The organism is Dongia rigui (assembly GCF_034044635.1).
GTDB lineage: Bacteria > Pseudomonadota > Alphaproteobacteria > Dongiales > Dongiaceae > Dongia > Dongia rigui.
Genome location: NZ_JAXCLX010000001.1, coordinates 815,449 through 831,529 on the forward strand (window position 1 = coordinate 815,449; position 16,081 = coordinate 831,529).

At 62.9% G+C, this 16,081-nt stretch carries 15 protein-coding genes and 1 tRNA gene; 11 read left to right on the forward strand and 5 right to left on the reverse strand.

Features of this window, described 5'->3' with window-relative positions; genetic code table 11:
- Positions 1-28: 28 nt before the first annotated feature.
- Positions 29-103 (reverse strand) — tRNA-Gln (locus SMD31_RS03705).
- Positions 104-347: 244 nt separating this feature from the next.
- Between SMD31_RS03705 and SMD31_RS03710 the strand changes: the two genes are divergently transcribed.
- The gene (locus SMD31_RS03710) at positions 348-758 is read left to right on the forward strand and encodes a peptidoglycan-binding domain-containing protein (RefSeq protein WP_320499376.1); all 411 of its coding nucleotides are present in this window, start codon (positions 348-350) and stop codon (positions 756-758) included.
- Between the two features lie 16 nt (positions 759-774).
- Here the strand turns inward: SMD31_RS03710 and SMD31_RS03715 are convergent, their stop codons facing one another.
- The gene (locus SMD31_RS03715) at positions 775-1,281 is read right to left on the reverse strand and encodes a thioesterase family protein (protein WP_320499377.1); all 507 of its coding nucleotides are present in this window, start codon (positions 1,279-1,281) and stop codon (positions 775-777) included.
- Positions 1,282-1,567: 286 nt separating this feature from the next.
- Here SMD31_RS03715 and SMD31_RS03720 point away from each other — a divergent pair, with 286 nt between their 5' ends.
- From SMD31_RS03720 to SMD31_RS03755, 8 genes are all read left to right on the forward strand, one after another.
- Positions 1,568-3,166, forward strand: coding sequence for an ABC transporter substrate-binding protein (locus tag SMD31_RS03720; protein ID WP_320499378.1), 1,599 nt, complete (start codon positions 1,568-1,570; stop codon positions 3,164-3,166).
- 71 nt (positions 3,167-3,237) lie between these two features.
- Positions 3,238-4,248: an ABC transporter permease subunit gene (locus SMD31_RS03725; protein ID WP_320499379.1), complete on the forward strand. Its 1,011-nt coding sequence runs from the start codon at positions 3,238-3,240 to the stop codon at positions 4,246-4,248.
- Between the two features lie 11 nt (positions 4,249-4,259).
- Positions 4,260-5,186, forward strand: a complete 927-nt coding sequence (locus tag SMD31_RS03730) for an ABC transporter permease subunit (protein WP_320499380.1) — start codon at positions 4,260-4,262, stop codon at positions 5,184-5,186.
- Positions 5,187-5,188: 2 nt separating this feature from the next.
- A complete protein-coding gene (locus SMD31_RS03735; protein WP_320499381.1) occupies positions 5,189-6,055 on the forward strand; it encodes an ABC transporter ATP-binding protein in 867 nt (288 codons plus the stop codon).
- The gene (locus tag SMD31_RS03740) at positions 6,052-6,879 is read left to right on the forward strand and encodes a dipeptide ABC transporter ATP-binding protein (protein ID WP_320499382.1); all 828 of its coding nucleotides are present in this window, start codon (positions 6,052-6,054) and stop codon (positions 6,877-6,879) included. The genes SMD31_RS03735 and SMD31_RS03740 overlap by 4 nt, the downstream gene beginning before the upstream one ends.
- Before the next feature lie 601 nt (positions 6,880-7,480).
- The gene (locus SMD31_RS03745; protein ID WP_320499383.1) at positions 7,481-8,368 is read left to right on the forward strand and encodes an MlaA family lipoprotein; all 888 of its coding nucleotides are present in this window, start codon (positions 7,481-7,483) and stop codon (positions 8,366-8,368) included.
- 5 nt (positions 8,369-8,373) lie between these two features.
- Positions 8,374-8,973, forward strand: coding sequence for an MlaC/ttg2D family ABC transporter substrate-binding protein (locus tag SMD31_RS03750; protein ID WP_320499384.1), 600 nt, complete (start codon positions 8,374-8,376; stop codon positions 8,971-8,973).
- A gap of 84 nt (positions 8,974-9,057) precedes the next feature.
- Positions 9,058-10,137, forward strand: a complete 1,080-nt coding sequence (locus SMD31_RS03755) for an NAD(P)/FAD-dependent oxidoreductase (RefSeq protein ID WP_320499385.1) — start codon at positions 9,058-9,060, stop codon at positions 10,135-10,137.
- On the opposite strand, the gene SMD31_RS03760 is transcribed toward SMD31_RS03755, so the two are convergent.
- Positions 10,127-10,252 (reverse strand): hypothetical protein, encoded by a 126-nt coding sequence (locus tag SMD31_RS03760; RefSeq protein ID WP_320499386.1) that lies wholly within the window; start codon positions 10,250-10,252, stop codon positions 10,127-10,129. The genes SMD31_RS03755 and SMD31_RS03760 overlap by 11 nt on opposite strands.
- Positions 10,253-10,414: 162 nt before the next feature.
- A complete protein-coding gene (locus SMD31_RS03765; RefSeq protein WP_320499387.1) occupies positions 10,415-10,906 on the reverse strand; it encodes a MarR family winged helix-turn-helix transcriptional regulator in 492 nt (163 codons plus the stop codon).
- Positions 10,907-11,185: 279 nt separating this feature from the next.
- Between SMD31_RS03765 and SMD31_RS03770 the strand changes: the two genes are divergently transcribed.
- Positions 11,186-13,153 (forward strand): PAS domain-containing protein, encoded by a 1,968-nt coding sequence (locus SMD31_RS03770; RefSeq protein ID WP_320499388.1) that lies wholly within the window; start codon positions 11,186-11,188, stop codon positions 13,151-13,153.
- Positions 13,154-13,190: 37 nt separating this feature from the next.
- On the opposite strand, the gene SMD31_RS03775 is transcribed toward SMD31_RS03770, so the two are convergent.
- Complete coding sequence (locus SMD31_RS03775) at positions 13,191-13,757, reverse strand: RICIN domain-containing protein (RefSeq protein ID WP_320499389.1); 567 nt, start codon at positions 13,755-13,757, stop codon at positions 13,191-13,193.
- Positions 13,758-14,104: 347 nt separating this feature from the next.
- On the opposite strand from SMD31_RS03775, the gene SMD31_RS03780 reads away from it, so the two are divergent.
- Positions 14,105-15,676, forward strand: coding sequence for a sensor domain-containing diguanylate cyclase (locus tag SMD31_RS03780; RefSeq protein WP_320499390.1), 1,572 nt, complete (start codon positions 14,105-14,107; stop codon positions 15,674-15,676).
- Positions 15,677-16,081 lie beyond the last annotated feature (405 nt).

The following is a 16,081-nucleotide window of genomic DNA, read 5'->3' on the forward strand; positions in this document are numbered from 1 at the left end:
ACGCTCGAAAATTGAACCTTGGGAAAGGTGGCTGGGGCGCCAGGGATCGAACCTGGGAATGGCGGTACCAAAAACCGCTGCCTTACCGCTTGGCTACGCCCCAATCCTGCTGGCGACGGGGGATCCCCGGTCGCGCGGCGGGCGTAACATAGGGAAAGTGCCGGGGAAGAGCAAGCAGCGTAGAAGTGCCGTCTGCTGGTCGCGAAAAAGGGCCGCAGAGTGCCAAAAAACGCCCCCCCCGACACATCTTTTGGGACATATTCCGGTCTTGCGAATCTTGCCTCTGATGGCACCGGCACCTATGCTCCGCCGCATGGGTTTTTGGGGATCAGCGGGAGTATTGGCGGATGGACGAGGTGCGGAGCCAGAGGCCTGGTGTGAAGGTCAGCCCGGCCGATCGCTTTTCGTCCAGCATGCGGCGCGAGGAAGATGGCGCCAGGGCCGAAGCCAAGCGCCTGATGGTGAGCTTTGGGGTCGTGGCCGCGGTGCTCGCTGTCGCCGTTGGACTGACCCTCTATATTTGGCACGACGTCGGCGCCCCGAGCGATGTGAGCGACGCCCCATCGGCCAGCGCCCAGGTGCAACAAATCGAAAAACTGCTCGCCGATCTGGGGTTTGCCCCGGGACCGCAGGATGGCGTCATGGACGAGGCCACCGCCGAGGCCATTCGCAGCTATCAGCAGGCGGCTGGCCTGCCGGAGGACGGTGCGGCGACCCCGGCCCTGCTCGAAGAACTGAAAGCCGTCGCCGGCCAATAACGAGCCGTCGCGGCGATCAGCCGCGCCGATTGCTGATCGAGATCGTTCGTCCGAGTGGTACCGGCAGCGCCAACGACGCGTGCGCCGCCTTCACCCGCTCCATCTGGACAAAGATGTCGTCGGGCATGCTGCCGACTTTCCGTTTGCTCATATCGATGAAGAGGATGAGCCATTCGGCGGTCGCCGCCAGATAGCCCTCCTCGGCGTGGTACATTGCCTGTATCCAATGCGCGCGCTTGCGATCGCAATCGACCAGTTGGCAGGTGATGCGCAGCGGTGCGTCCAGCAACAGTTCGCGGTGATAGGAGACGTGCGTATCGACCGTCATGGTCGAGAAGCCGCGCGTTTCGATAAGATCGTAGCCGAGACCAAGCGCCTCATAAGTCGTGTCGAAGCCCTGATCAAAGGCACGCAGGTAAAAGCCCACATTCATATGGTCATTGCCATCGATCCATTCGGGCAGAACCCTCTGGCCGAGGCTCACAAAGGGGGCGGGGATCGGGGAATCGGGGCTGAGTTTCATGGCTCGGACGATGCCCTTGGGCAACGGGTCGGGTCAAGCTGCGGGTTAACCTTTGGCGCCGTGTGGAGACATTGCTTGCGTCCCCGGCAATTGGTCGGCAAGGCCCTGCGATTGGCCGGATGCGCCGGACGGGCGCCGGAATTGTAACCATACGGTCAAGCGCGTCGTTGACTTCGGACTTTCATACCGCTTACGGTTTTCCTCAAGGCAGCCCCTTAATTAACTAACAGATGGGGCCATCAAATGTGGGCTGTCCTGCCACTGCTTTATATTTGGGAGAATCCAGATGAAACATCGCCTGCTTGGGGCCGTCGCGGCCGCAGCGCTTGTCGTTGGCTTCGGCGCCGCCGCGGCGCAAGCCAAGACACTCGTCTATTGCTCGGAAGGTAGCCCCGAGAACTTCAACCCGCAGATCAACACCACCGGCACCAGCTTCGATACGGCTTACCCGATCTTCAATCGTCTGGTCGAATTCGAACCCGGCACCACCAACGTCAAGCCGGGCCTCGCCAAGTCCTGGGAAGTGTCGGATGACGGCTTGACCTACACCTTCCACCTGCAAGAAGGTGTCAAGTTCCACGCCCGCAAGGATTTCTCGCCGACGCGTGATTTCAACGCGGACGATGTGATCACCTCCTTCAACCGCATGTGGAAAGCGGATGACGCGTATGCCAAGGTTTCCGGCGGCGCCTATGACTACTTCAACGACATGGGCATGCCGGACCTCCTCAAGTCGATCGACAAGGTCGACGATCTGACGGTGAAGTTCACGCTGACCAAGCCCAACGCGCCCTTCATTGCCAATCTGGCGATGGACTTCGCTGCCATTCATTCCAAGGAATACATGGACGCGATGCTGAAGGCCGGCACGCCCGAACGCGTCGACCAGGAACCGATCGGCACCGGGCCGTTCATCTGGCAAGCCTATGAAAAGGACGCCCGCATCCTTTACAAGGCCAACGCCAACTACTTCCGCGGCAAGCAGCCGATCGACAAGCTGGTCTTCGCCATCACCCCGGACCAGGCCGTCCGTACCGCCAAGCTGATCGCCGGCGAGTGCGACATTGCGCCTTATCCGGGTCCGGCCGACATCGAGAAGCTGAAGGCCGATCCGAACCTCAACGTTCAGGAACAGGAAGGCCTCAATGTCGGCTACCTCGCCCTCAATGTGAAGAAGGCGCCGTTCGACAATGTGAAGGTCCGCCAGGCTTTCAACATGGCGTTCGACAAGGACGCGATCGTGAAGGCGGTCTATCAGGGCGCCGGCCAGCCGGCGAAGAACCCGATTCCGCCGACCATCTGGTCGTATAACGATGCGGTCGAGCCTTATCCGTATGATCCGGAAAAGGCCAAGGCCCTCCTCGCCGAAGCCGGCGTGAAGGACCTCTCGATCGACCTCTGGTACATGCCGGTGCAGCGTCCCTACAACCCGGACGCCAAGAAAGTGGCCGAGTTGATGCAGGCGGATCTCGCCAAGATCGGCGTCACGGCCGAGCTCAAGACCTACGAGTGGGGCGAGTATCGCAAGCGTCTGCAGGCGGGCGAGCACCAGACGGGTATGCTGGGCTGGACCGGCGACAACGGCGATCCCGACAACTTCATGGGCGTGCTGCTTTCTTGCGGCTCGGCGCGTGAAGGCGGTCAGAACATCGCCAAGTGGTGCAACGAAGACTTCACCAAGCTGATCGACGAAGCGGCGGCGACCGCCGATGTCGCCAAGCGCACCGAGCTTTACAAGCAGGCGCAGGTGATCTTCCACGATCAGGCCCCCTGGGTTCCGATCGCCCACTCGGTCGTCTACATGCCGATGAGCAAGAAGGTTAAGGGTTACAAGATCCACCCGCTGGGCACCCATATCTTCGAAGGCGTCGATATCGACGAATAAGCAGCTATCAACCATGAGCGGCGGGGAGTGAACACTCCCCGCCGCTCGTTTTTTTTGTGATATAGTCTCCCATGATCCGTTTTCTGCTGACCCGCGCCAGTCTCGTCATTCCGACCTTCCTCGGAATCGTCTTCCTGGCCTTCATCCTGATCCGCCTGGTCCCGGGCGACCCGGTCGAAGTACGCGTCGGCGAACGCGGCATCTCTCCTGAGCGCCACGCGCAGCTGCTCCACGACATGGGCCTCGACCGGCCGTTCTACGTACAGTTCTTCGATTATGTGGGCGGCGTTCTTCAGGGCGATCTCGGCATCTCTGTCGTCACGCACCGCCCGGTTCTGGACGAATTTTTCACGCTCTTCCCAGCCACCCTGGAACTTTCATTCTTCGCCATCATGCTCGCCATCACGATCGGCCTTCCAGCCGGGGTGATCGCCGCGATGAAGCGCGGCTCCGCCGTCGACTACACCATCATGGGCGTATCCCTTACCGGCTATTCCATGCCGATCTTCTGGTGGGGCCTGCTGCTCATTCTGACCTTCTCGGTGAGCCTTGGCTGGACACCCGTCTCCGGCCGTATCGGCAACGACTTCTTCTTCGAAGGCACCTCCGGCTTCATGATCTATGACGCGATCATGAGCGGGGAGGAAGGCGCCGTGAAATCCGCCCTTTCGCATCTCATCCTGCCGACCATCGTACTCGGTACCATTCCGCTGGCCGTGATCGCGCGCATGACGCGCTCCGCGATGCTGGAAGTGCTGGGCGAAGACTATATCCGCACCGCCCGCGCCAAGGGCCTGTCTGCCTGGCGTGTGGTCGGTGTACACGCGCTCCGCAACGCGCTCATCCCCGTCGTCACGGTCATCGGCCTACAGGTCGGCACGCTGATGGCGGGTGCTATCCTGACAGAGACCACCTTCTCCTGGCCGGGCATCGGCAAGTGGCTGGTCGAAAGCATCAACCGCCGCGACTACCCCGCCCTGCAAGGCGGCGTGCTCCTGATCGCCACCCTCGTCATGACGATCAATCTCGGGGTCGATCTGCTCTATGGGCTGATCAATCCGCGCATCCGTCATAAGCGTTGAGGGTGACCGATATGTCTCAATCCGCCGCCACCCCAGCCGACAAAGCCGCCCAGAAGGCAGTTGATGCTCCCCATCTCATTTCGCCGACCCGCGAAGTGTGGCTGTCGCTGCGCGCCAACCGCGGTGCCATGGCCGGCCTTGCCGTCCTGGTCGTGCTGGTATTCGTCGCCGTCTTCGCCGATATCGTCGCCCCGCACAGCCCGATCGAGCAGTTCCGCGAGAACTTCCTGCAGCCGCCGGCCTGGGCCGAGGGCGGATCCTGGGCGTTTCCGCTCGGAACCGACGACGTCGGCCGAGACGTGCTCTCGCGCCTCATTTTCGGTGCGCGCCTGTCACTTATCATCGGCACCATTGTTGTGACCTTGTCGCTGGCACTTGGCATCGGCTTCGGCCTCTTTGCCGGCTTCTACCGCGGCCCGGTCGATATCGGCATCATGCGCCTTATGGACATTGTGATGGCCGTCCCCAGCCTACTGCTGTCGATTGTGATCGTCGCGATCCTAGGCCCAAGCCTCCTCAACGCGATGATCGCCGTCGCCATCACCTATGTGCCGCATTACGCGCGCCTCACGCGCGCCGCCGTCATCACCGAACTCTCCAAGGAATATGTGACGGCATCCCGCGTCGCTGGTGCGTCGACCACACGCCTGATGCTGGATACCGTGCTGCCCAATTGCATGGCGCCGCTCATTATCCAGGCGACGCTCTCCTTCTCGACCGCGATCCTCGATGCAGCAGCGCTCGGCTTCCTGGGGTTGGGCGCCCAGGCGCCGACACCGGAATGGGGCACCATGCTGGCCGACAGCCTGAAGTTCCTGCAGCGGGCACCCTGGGTCGTGACCTTCCCGGGCCTTGCCATTCTCATCACCGTGCTGGCCATCAATGTCATGGGCGACGGGCTGCGCGATGCCCTCGACCCCAAGCTGAAGAGGTCGTGACCATGGCCCTCCTCGACATCCAGAACCTCGTCGTCGAGTTCCAGACCGCGACCGGCTGGTTCCGTGCCGTCGACGGCATCACGCTCAGCGTCCATGAGCGCGAGGTCTTGGCGATCGTCGGCGAAAGCGGCTCTGGCAAATCCGTTTCGATGCTGGCTGTGATGGGCCTGCTGCCCTGGACCGCCAAGGTGACGGCAGACCGCATGACCTTTGCCGGCCAAGACTTGCTGAAGATCACGCCGGCCGAGCGGCGCCGGATCATCGGCAAGGACGTGGCGATGATCTTCCAGGAACCCGTTGCCAGCCTCAACCCGTGTTTCACCGTCGGTTTCCAGATCGAGGAGACGCTGCGGCTGCACCTGAAGATGGACCGCAAGGCACGCCGTGCCCGTGCCATCGAATTGCTGACGCAGGTCGGCATTCCGGATCCGGCGGCGCGACTTGCCGCCTACCCGCACCAGATGTCAGGCGGCCAGTGTCAGCGCGTGATGATCGCGATGGCGCTCTCCTGCAACCCCAAGCTCCTCATCGCCGACGAACCGACGACGGCACTCGACGTCACGATCCAGAACCAGATCCTCGAACTGCTCATGCGCCTGCAGGCCGAGCATGGCATGGGCCTCATCATGATCACCCACAATATGGGTGTCGTCGCCGAGACGGCCGACCGCGTCATCGTCCAGTATAAGGGCCGCAAGATGGAAGAAGCCGACGTGCTGTCGCTCTTCGAGAACCCGCAGAGCAACTACACCCGAGCCCTCCTCTCCGCCTTGCCCGAAAATGCCGTCGGCGACCGCCTGCCGACCATCGCCGGGTTGATGGAGGAATTCACGCCCGCCCCCGCTCTTGCCTCGGGAGAAACGCGATGAGCGACGTCATCCTCGCAGCACGGGATCTGAAGCGCGAATACCGCTTGGGCGGCGGCCTGTTCTCTCCCGCCCGCACGATTCATGCGGTGAAGGGCGTCAGCTTCGACGTCGAACGTGGCAAGACTCTGGCCGTCGTCGGTGAGAGCGGCTGCGGCAAGTCCACCCTCGCCCGCATGATCACCATGATCGAATCGCCCACGGGTGGCGAATTCATGATCGATGGTGTGAAGATCGACATGGTCAAGGACGGCATCACGCCAGAGTTGCGACGTAAAGTTCAGATCGTCTTTCAGAACCCCTACGGTTCCCTCAACCCGCGCAAGAAGGTGGGCGATGTGCTGGGCGAGCCGCTCCTCATCAACACCAGCATGTCCAAATCCGAGCGCGACGACCGGGCGGCGGAAATGCTCAAAAAAGTCGGCCTGCAGGCGGAGCATTTCAACCGCTACCCGCACATGTTCTCCGGTGGGCAGCGACAGCGCATCGCGATTGCCCGCGCGCTCATGCTCAATCCCAAGCTGCTGGTCCTCGACGAGCCAGTCTCAGCGCTCGATCTCTCGGTCCAGGCCCAGGTCCTGAACCTGCTGGCCGACCTCCAGGACGAGTTCAACCTCACCTATGTCTTCATCAGCCACGACCTGTCGGTGGTGCGTTACATCGCCGACGAGGTGATGGTGATGTATTTCGGCGAGGCAGTGGAATACGGCACCCGCGATGCGGTCTTTGGAAACCCGCAACACGCCTATACCAAGACCCTCTTTGCGGCGACGCCCCGCGCCGACGTCGCCTCGATCAAGGCTCGGCTGGCGCGGCGGGCGGCTTAGAGAATCGGGCTGGCGAGCGGCGTGGCGGATTCTTTCTGCCAAGCGCGTTTTGCCTTCGCTTTTGCTTCGTCGTGAAGATTGCCGCCGCCCTTTTTCGGACGTCTTTTCCACAAATTCTGACCGCAGCACTTGGAAATACCACGGCGCAGTCGCCTGTTTTTGTGGCAATGCACAAGGAATTAAAGCCGTTTCGCCTGGTGAAAACGACCGATTTCCGTGCGATTTAGGAAATCTTGCCAGCCGGATGGCGCCTTCTGCGTCATTTATGCCACAGCCGCAAACGGCTCTGCCACGACCCCTTAGTGACTCATCTTTCACTTTGAAAATGCGTGTGTTATCAAAGCGCACGGGTTGACCGGTCGGACTCCGCGGCAGCGTGGATAAGGGTCGGTTAAGGTTTTAGCCGTGACAATGTGACAAAGGCGATGTGGCTGGGCCGCACCGTCAGATGGATGCAAGTCACGACTGAGAGCTTGAGGCACGTTCAAGATTCCGCGGCCGGGGACAAGATGGAGGCCGCTTTCGGGGGACGGTGCAACGGTTCGCTAGAAGAGCAGATCAACTTTTCGAAACCGGGCTACCGGAAAGGGTTAGGGGTTCTATGTTTAAGGTCATGAATTTCACCAAGACGACGCTGGCTGTCACATCCGTGGCCCTCGGTTTGCTGGCCAGTGGCTGCGCCACGCCGCCCGATCCCAGCGACGAAGCCGCCGTCCAGGCGTTCAACGAAGCCAACGATCCGTTGGAGCCGATGAACCGCTACTTCTTCGAAGTGAACCACGGGCTCGACGAATTGCTCGTGAAGCCGTTTGCCGGCTACTACAACATTGCGCTGCCCGATCCGGCCAAGGACGGCATTCGCAATTTCCTGCGCAACCTGCATGCGCCGGTCATTCTGGCGAACGACCTGTTCCAGGGTGAAGGTGGCCGCGCCGGCACGACCGCGTCGCGCTTCCTCATCAACTCGACGCTGGGCATCGGCGGCATTCTCGATGCAGCCAGCTGGTTCGGCATCAACTACCACGACGAAGACTTCGGCCAGACGCTCGCGGTCTGGGGCTCGGGCGAGGGCATCTATCTGCACCTGCCGCTCCTCGGCCCATCGAATCCGCGCGACGTCGGCGGCAAGCTGGTCGATTACGTGCTCGATCCGCTCACCTGGGTCGGCTACGTCTATAATGTCTCGTGGATCAACACGACCCGCTTTGCGGTCGAGGGCATCGACACCCGCGCCCGCAATCTCGAGACAATCGCCGAACTGCAAAAGGGCTCGGTCGATTTCTATGCGACCATCCGCAGCCTCTATCGCCAGCACCGCAACGACGCCATCAAGAATGGCGAAGATCCGGATGCGGCGGTCAGCAAGGTCACCTCGGAAGAGATGATCCCGGAAGACGGCGCAGAACTCCCCAGCGTCCTGCTGCAGCCGCAACCCTCTGCCGCGACCCAGGTCCCGGCCGGTGGCGACCAGCTCTCGGAGGCCAACTGAGTTCCATGCTGACGCGTAGGACTTTCATGGCGGCGGCGGCATTTGCCGCCGCCGTTTCCGTTTCCGCCCCGTCGGCGTTTGCCGACCAGGCTGAACTCGAAGCGTTCATCCAGTCGCTGTCGCAGAAGGCGATCACCGAGCTTTCCTCGGCGACCAGCGACAAAGCACGCGCGGAAAAACTGCTGCCGATCCTGCAGCAGTTCTTCGACATGCCAAAGCTCGCCAAGCATACGCTGGGCCTCTATTGGAAACGCGCAACGCCGGAAGAGCAGTCGGCCTATGTCGATGTCTTTACCCAGTATATGAGTGCCGTCTACGGCAAGCGCTTCGCTGAATATTCCGGCCAGTCGCTGGCCATACAGAAGGTGCGGGAGACGGGTGATGTTTCAACCGTCTTCACCATCGTCAAGGGCGCCGAAGGCGAGCCGCGCGTCGATTGGGACGTCTCCACCGCCGGCGGCAACAAGATGATCACCGACGTGCGCGTCGAGGGCCTGAGCCTTGCCGAAACGCACCGCCAGGAATTCTCCTCGGTCATCAGTTCGAACGGCGGCAAGGTTTCCGCCCTCATCGATATCCTGAAGAAGAAGGTCGGCTCGCTCTAAGGGGCGACACCTCTTCACTGGTACAAGATCCCCGCAGCCCCTAAGGTCGCGGGGATTTTTGTTTGCGAGCAAGGGGACATCGCCATGGCAGATCGGCCGCATGTGATCGTGGTGGGCGCCGGCATCATCGGCGCATCGATCGCCTGGCATCTGGCGCGCGACGGCGCCAAGGTCACCATTATCGAGGCCGACCAGCCGGGCGGCATTGCCACGCGTCATTCCTGGGCCTGGCTCAATGCCAGTTGGGGCAATCCGGAACCCTATTTCCGCCTGCGCATCCGCGCCATGGCGGAATGGAAGCGCCTCGCCAAAGAAGTCCCAGCCATCCGCCTGCATTGGCTGGGCGGCCTGATCTACGACCTGCCGCCAGGCGAACTCGACGCCTATGCCACCCAGCATAGCACCTGGGGTTATGGCATCCGCCGCGTGACCGCCGACGAGATCAGCCGCATGGAGCCGGCGCTGAAGGCACCTCCAGCCATGGCGCTGCATGTTGCGGAAGAAGGCGCGCTTGAGCCGCTCGCCACGGCCCAGGCATTGCTTGCCGCCGCCGTGGGCCTCGGTGCCGAGTTGCAACACGCCTCCGTCACCGGCATCGATATGGCGGCCGGCAACATCGTCGGAATCGTCACGGCACAGCGTCGCATCGCCGCCGATCAGGTGGTGGTTGCCGCGGGCACCGCGACGACGGCTTTGGCGGCCACCGCCGGTGTCAATGTGCCGACCTCGGCCCCGCCCGGCTTGCTCGTGGCGACCAAGCCGACGACGACGCGATTGAACGGCCTGGTGATGGCGCCGGACATGCATGTGCGGCAATTGGAGGATGGGCGCCTGCTCGCTGGCGCCCATTTTGGCGGATCGGATCCCGGCAGCGATGCGGCGGGGACGGCGCGCACGGTCTTCACCGGCCTGCAGGCAATGCTGACGGGCGGTGACACCCTCGCCTTCGACCGCTATCAGATCGGCCACCGGCCGATGCCGGCAGATGGCTTCCCCATTGTCGGCCCGGCGCCGGATCGGCCCGGTCTATACCTCGCCGTGACCCATTCCGGCATCACGCTCGCCCCGGCGATCGGCCTCTTTGCTGCCGCCGAAATCCTGGGCCGCCAGCGCGATCCGCTGCTCGCCCCCTATGGACCGGGGCGTTTTGGGATCAGCCGATAAGTCGGCCGAGCCAGACCGGACGACGGCCGGTCGAGGACATGCGCCACAAGGTCCACAGCAGGAATGCGCTGTTCACGGTCGCGACGGCCAAGCATGCGATAGCGATAGTTTGCATTTTAAATAATCCCCTATTGGTTGTGGCCCGGACCCATCGTGTGAGGTCGCCAATAAGTGGGCAAGTGACAAATCGTCGGACTGCCCAGCGCGGCGCCCAAAAATTCGCGAATAATAGATAAGGGTGTGATCCGGCCGATGGTTTCGGCAAAAGGCGTCGGGTTCAGGACAGGATGGTCAGGTCCCGCCGCAGGCGATCCGGGTCACCGAGACCCGATTCGATCGCCGCGTGATGCGATTTCCAGATCGGCACGGCCTTGGCCAGCAGTTTGCGTCCGGCGGGCGTCAGCGTCAGCAGCCGTCCGCGCTTGTCGGCGAGGTCGACGCTGACCTTGAGCAGACCACGCCTTTCCAGCGGCTTCAGGGCGGCCGTCAGGGTGGTGCGGTCCATGGCGAGGAGCTGCGCTACCGACCCCATCCCCGCCGGCTGCGGCCGATTGAGCGACATCAGCAGCGAGAACTGGCCATTGGTAAGGTCGAGCGGCCGCAGGGCATCGTCGAACCGCCGGGCCAGGGCACGGGCCGCGCGCTGCACGTGCAGGCACAGGCAATGATCGCGCACGAACAGTGTCGTCGTGAAACTTGTCTCGCCCTCGGCGCTTTCACTGGGAGGCGTCTGCGCGAGGCGCCGGCCACGCATAAGCTGATTTGTCATGTCGCTTCATGTTGATATCAACGTAACGGAAAGTCAAGCCGCGGCGCGTTTGCGTCTCGGTCACTCACTGAACAGGGCGTTACCGGGCGAGAGGGATAACCCACCCACCGTCAGGACCAAGAACCTTTTGATGAGGGATTGCAAGACTGCATTGCTAGGATCACCCCTGCCGCGGTTAACGCCTCTCTAACTCTCGGCCGCTAACATGGGGCAAATTAGGTGAGGTAGTTCGGCAGGCATTGAACGACACGCCGCGCCGGCACCTCGGAAAGATGGAGCATGCCGCCGACTGCGGTCATCGATGGCGCCGAGAAGGCCAAAGCAGCACAGATTGCCGCTGTACCGGCCACCATTCGCGCCCTGCTCGCAGACCTGATGCTGAGCAACACCACGGAAACCATCATCGTCACGGATGGCGATCTGACATCCGCACTCGGTCCCCGCATCGAGTTTGCCAATTCAGTGATCACCGCCATCTGGGATCACCCAGAGAAGAGCCTTGTTGGCCAGCCGGTATCCTGCCTGTGGAAGAAGGGAACCCATCAAGCTGAAATCGCTCGGCTGCAGGATGCGGCCCAAGCGCGCCAAGCCACTATTTCAGAAGTCGAAACGGTAACCCCGGCAGGAAAGGTGCTGTGGCTCGAAGTCAGCACCACGCCGATGTTCGGCACCGACGGAACGCTCAAGCATTTCGTCCGCGTCGGCCGCGACATCACCGAGCGCAAGAAGGCAGATCTCTACCGCGAATCCACCCAGCGGCTGCTGGCATCGGTCTTCGGCGTCATCAACCAGGCGCTGGCCGTGGCCGATGATGCCGGCAACATCCTGATGGCAAACACCGCCCTCACCCGCCGCTTCGGCTGGAGCGTGTTCGATCTCACCGGCAAGCCGTTCACGACGCTGCTCGGCGCCGAGGACGGGCCGCGCATGCTCAAGATGATGCGCTCGGGCGAAGCACTCGACCAGACGCGGCACGCCGGCGCGATGCTGCGGGTCAAGAACAAGCCCGAGCAGGATGGCGAGGTCGAACTCACCACGGTGCTGCAGGGCGACGGCAAGCATTGCCACATCCTGGTGCTGCGGCCGAGCGAGGCGCAGCAGACCAAGCAGCAATGGGATCTTGAAATGGCGATGCGCGATGCGCTCAACGCCGACAAGGACAAGCCGCAGCTTGTGGCAGGCAAGCTGCAGCTGGTGGGACTGCAGGACATCAAGGAGGCGCTGGGCGAAAAGTGGCCGTCGATCGCCGAGCGCGCCTACAGCGTTGCCGAGCGCACGATCGAAAAGCATATGCGCAGCGGCGACATCTTCCGCCGCTCGGCCGATGACGGCTATCTGGTACTCTTCGCCAATCTCACCGAGACCGAGGCGCAGTTCAAGGCGCGCGCCATCGCTAACGAAATCAAGGCGCGGCTGACCGGCGTCGACCCGGTCCTGGTCGATGCCCAGGTCTCCAGCGTGACGAAACAGGTGCCGCTCGCCGATCATATCGGCAAGCCGGAAGAAACGATCGTGGCCGCCATCGAGCGGCGCCTCAAGACCGAGCGCGAACGGGTGCGCCTCGAAGCCACGGAGCGCATGGAACAGGGCCTGCGCAACGAGCGGGCGATCATCCTCAACGCCACCAATGTCAAAGGCGAAGCGTCGGCGATCAGTTTCATGCGCCTGCCCAAGGCGCTGCGCACCGCCACCGATTCACTGGTGGCCCTGGGCGAGGTGAAATACGCGCTGGAGTCCGAGACCTTTCTGCTGGCAGGCGCCGCGGAGCGAGTCCTCTCGTCTCTCGGCGAGAACGCCTCGGAATTGCTGGTGGCGCCGGTGCGGCTGGAAACGCTCACCCGCCCCAAGGACGCGCTGGGCTGGTTCAACGTCGCCCGCACGCTCGGCGACAGCTGCAAACGCAATATCATCGCGGAAATCCGCCATGCGCCTCGCGACATCGCCGCCTCTCTGCTGGAGGATCTGGTGATGCGCCTGTCGCCCCTCTTTAAATCGGTGGCGGTGGAGCTGCCCGGCCTCGACGCCGCTTTCATCGGGCGGCTGCCGCGCCATGTCCGCTTGGTGACGCTGGCCGCAAGGACGGTGCCGATGGGCGCCGACAAGAAGCCGACACCGGCCTTCGGCAAGCTGGCCCAGATGCTGGAACTGCATCAGCGCCGGCTCATCCTCCGCAATCCCGCGACACCTGAGCAGATGAAGGCGCTGGCGGCGGGCAGCGCCACCCTCTTCCTGCGCGACCAGGTCTGATACCGCAACGCGCCCGCGCAGACTGGGCCGAGATGGATCAGCCCGAGATATAGGCTTCCCACGTCATCTCCGGCGTGAAACCGTCATTGCAGGGCAGCACCAGGAGCTTCCCCGGCCAGCGCTTGTCCTTGGCCAGACAATCGATGAAGTCATCGAGGAACGGCCCCACCACGCTCTCGCTGCGGCGGAAGACGACGCGGTTGCCGGGAAACGGAATCTTCTGCCACAGCGTGATGGGATCGGAGCAGGGCCGCAGCACCGCCTGGCCGGTATTGTCCTGCGGCATGCCGAGGCACTGGCCGGTCAGCTTGTTCCGGATGCGGATGACGTCGATCGTGCCGTTCCGCGGGAAGATCTCCTGCCACAGCTGCGAATCCTTGGCGAAGGTCGTGGCGTTCAGCCGCACATAGCCGCTGACGCGCTGGTCCTTATCGACCGCATCCCAGGCGCGCAAGGCACCGCCCAGATAATCGTCATGCACCGAGCCGCGTAGATGGAAATAGCCGGCGGGCAGCGCAAAGGCCGGCATGATAAACTCAAACGACACCAGCAGGCCGGCAGCGACACCGCAGGCAAGACCGACACGCTTTAAGAACGACCGCATATTCCCTCCGTGATCGAAGCAGCGCGAGAACCGCGCCACCGATGGAGATGAACCTGCGCACGCCTTGCCGTGCCGACAAGGGCTGCGATCTCCGCAAGGCGCGGACCTGTGATGCCGCGCACGCGGTCGGGCATCTTCTTACCCAGCCACCCACCTCGCTGCGACCTCGCCGAAGCGCGGCCCCCGCAGCCAATAGGTGTTCAGTCTTGCGTCGATGACGACTTTTGCAGCCAATCTGCGCGCCAATCGCCCAAGAGTCGGTGAATCCAGCATAGTTTGCTTGCCCCCGCCTCGATGGGCCGTACAATCTCGTGTCGTTGTCCTGGATAATTTCTAACCGGCGACACATGCACGAAGCACCGCGCCAGCTGATCTCGGCCCATCTCTCCAGCGAGCCCGCGGGGGCACGGGAGTTCCGCGCGGCCTGGATCATGATCGCCGCCTCGGCCGCGGTCTTTGTGGTGGCCATCTGTTTTGCGCGTCAGCCGCTCGTCGAGTTTCCCGTCTTCATCCCGATCTATGTCACCACCTTGGTGCTGTGCGACCTCGTCACCGCCGTGCTGCTCTTTGGCCAGTACCGCGCGCGGATGTCGCCGGGCCTTCTCATGCTGGCCGGTGGATACTTCTTCACCGCCACGGCGACCGCCGCCTATGCGCTGATCTTCCCCGGCCTCTTCGCGCCCACCGGGCTGTTCGGCGCCGGGCCGCAGACATCCTCGGCCATGTACATGTTCTGGCATGCGGGCTTCCCGATGCTGGTGATGCTCTATGCCCTCACCAAGCGCCCGCAAGCTGAAGCCGGAAGGGCGCAACGTGCCGATGCCGATGCCGAGAGCGCGGCACCACGGCTCAACCACGCCAAGGCCCGCGCGCGGATCTGGACCGTCATCGCCGCCGTGCTGCTGGCGGTCGCCGCATTCACGGCGTTTGCGACACAGGGGCAGGAGCTGCTGCCGGTCTTCCTCGACGTCAACCGCACCACGGTCACGGGCAAGGTCTTCCTCATCGGCATCTGGCTGCTGGCGCTCGTTGCGCTCATCCTGCATTGGCAGCGCAGGCCGCATGCCGTGCTCGATGTGTGGCTCTATGTCGTGCTCAGTGCCTGGCTGTTCGACATCGCGCTCTCGGCGGTGCTCAACACCGGGCGCTATGATCTTGGCTGGTATGCCGGCCGCATCTATGGCCTGGTCGCGGCCTGCTATCTGCTGATCGTGCTGCTCAGCGAGAACGCGCGCCATTATGACCGGCTGGTGCAGAACAGCGCCGACCTCCGGACCGCCAATGAGACGCTGCTGCAGATGTCGATGCAGGATGGCCTCACCGGCCTTGCCCACCGGCGCGCCTTCGACACCTATCTGGCCGAGCAGATGGCGATCGCCCAGCGCCACAAGCGGGCATTGACGCTGTTGGTGGTCGATGCCGACCACTTCAAGGCCTATAACGACCAATACGGCCATCAGGCCGGCGACGATTGCCTGAAGGCCATCGCCGACGCCTTGCGCACCAGCTGCCACCGCCCGGGCGACCTGGCCGCCCGCCATGGCGGCGAGGAGTTCTCACTGATCCTGCCCGATACCGACCGCGCCGGCGCCGCCCATATGGCCGCCGCCGTGCTGGATGCCGTGGCACGGCTCGGCATACCGCATGCCCGCAGCACGAGCGCCCCTTGTGTCAGCGTCAGCATCGGCGCCGCCATCCTGCCGACAGAAGCCAGCACCCGCATCACCCCCGCCCAGCTCAGCGCCCAAGCCGACGCCGCCCTCTACCGCGCCAAGGCGAACGGCCGGAACCAGGCCGTGATCAGCGATGGCGAGGAAGCCTGGGCAGCCCCCGCCCGCCATGCCGCCCCACCAGCGCCAGATAGCGGCGCCCTCTCAACAACGATGCCCACGCAAGCCCTGCAACCGCGCACGACGTGACGGGGCGAGGGTGGCGACAAGCGCGAAAAAGAAGAAGCAAAGCCTCACGCCCCTCCCCAGCGCCAGTACCGGCGAAACGTGCCGATGTCGGCCGCCATTTCGGCAAGACCTTCCGCTTCTACCTGGGTGAGTGCTGAGCCGATGTCAGCTTCAATGAGAATCACGGACGCAGACTGAATTTATGATGCACGTCTTAGACAATGGGTGGATATCATTTTGTTGGAACAGAAATGGCTGCGACAAAATCAAAATCGACACTTTCTGATGCTTCACGCTGCGCCGTGGGTCGCGCGCCTACTCACCCGGGAGTAATCTTAAAGCACGAAGCCTTGGACGTGCGGATTCTTTCGCAGCAAGAACTCGCTGCCTCCATGAACTCTCTAGGCTCACCGTTAATGAGCTAAT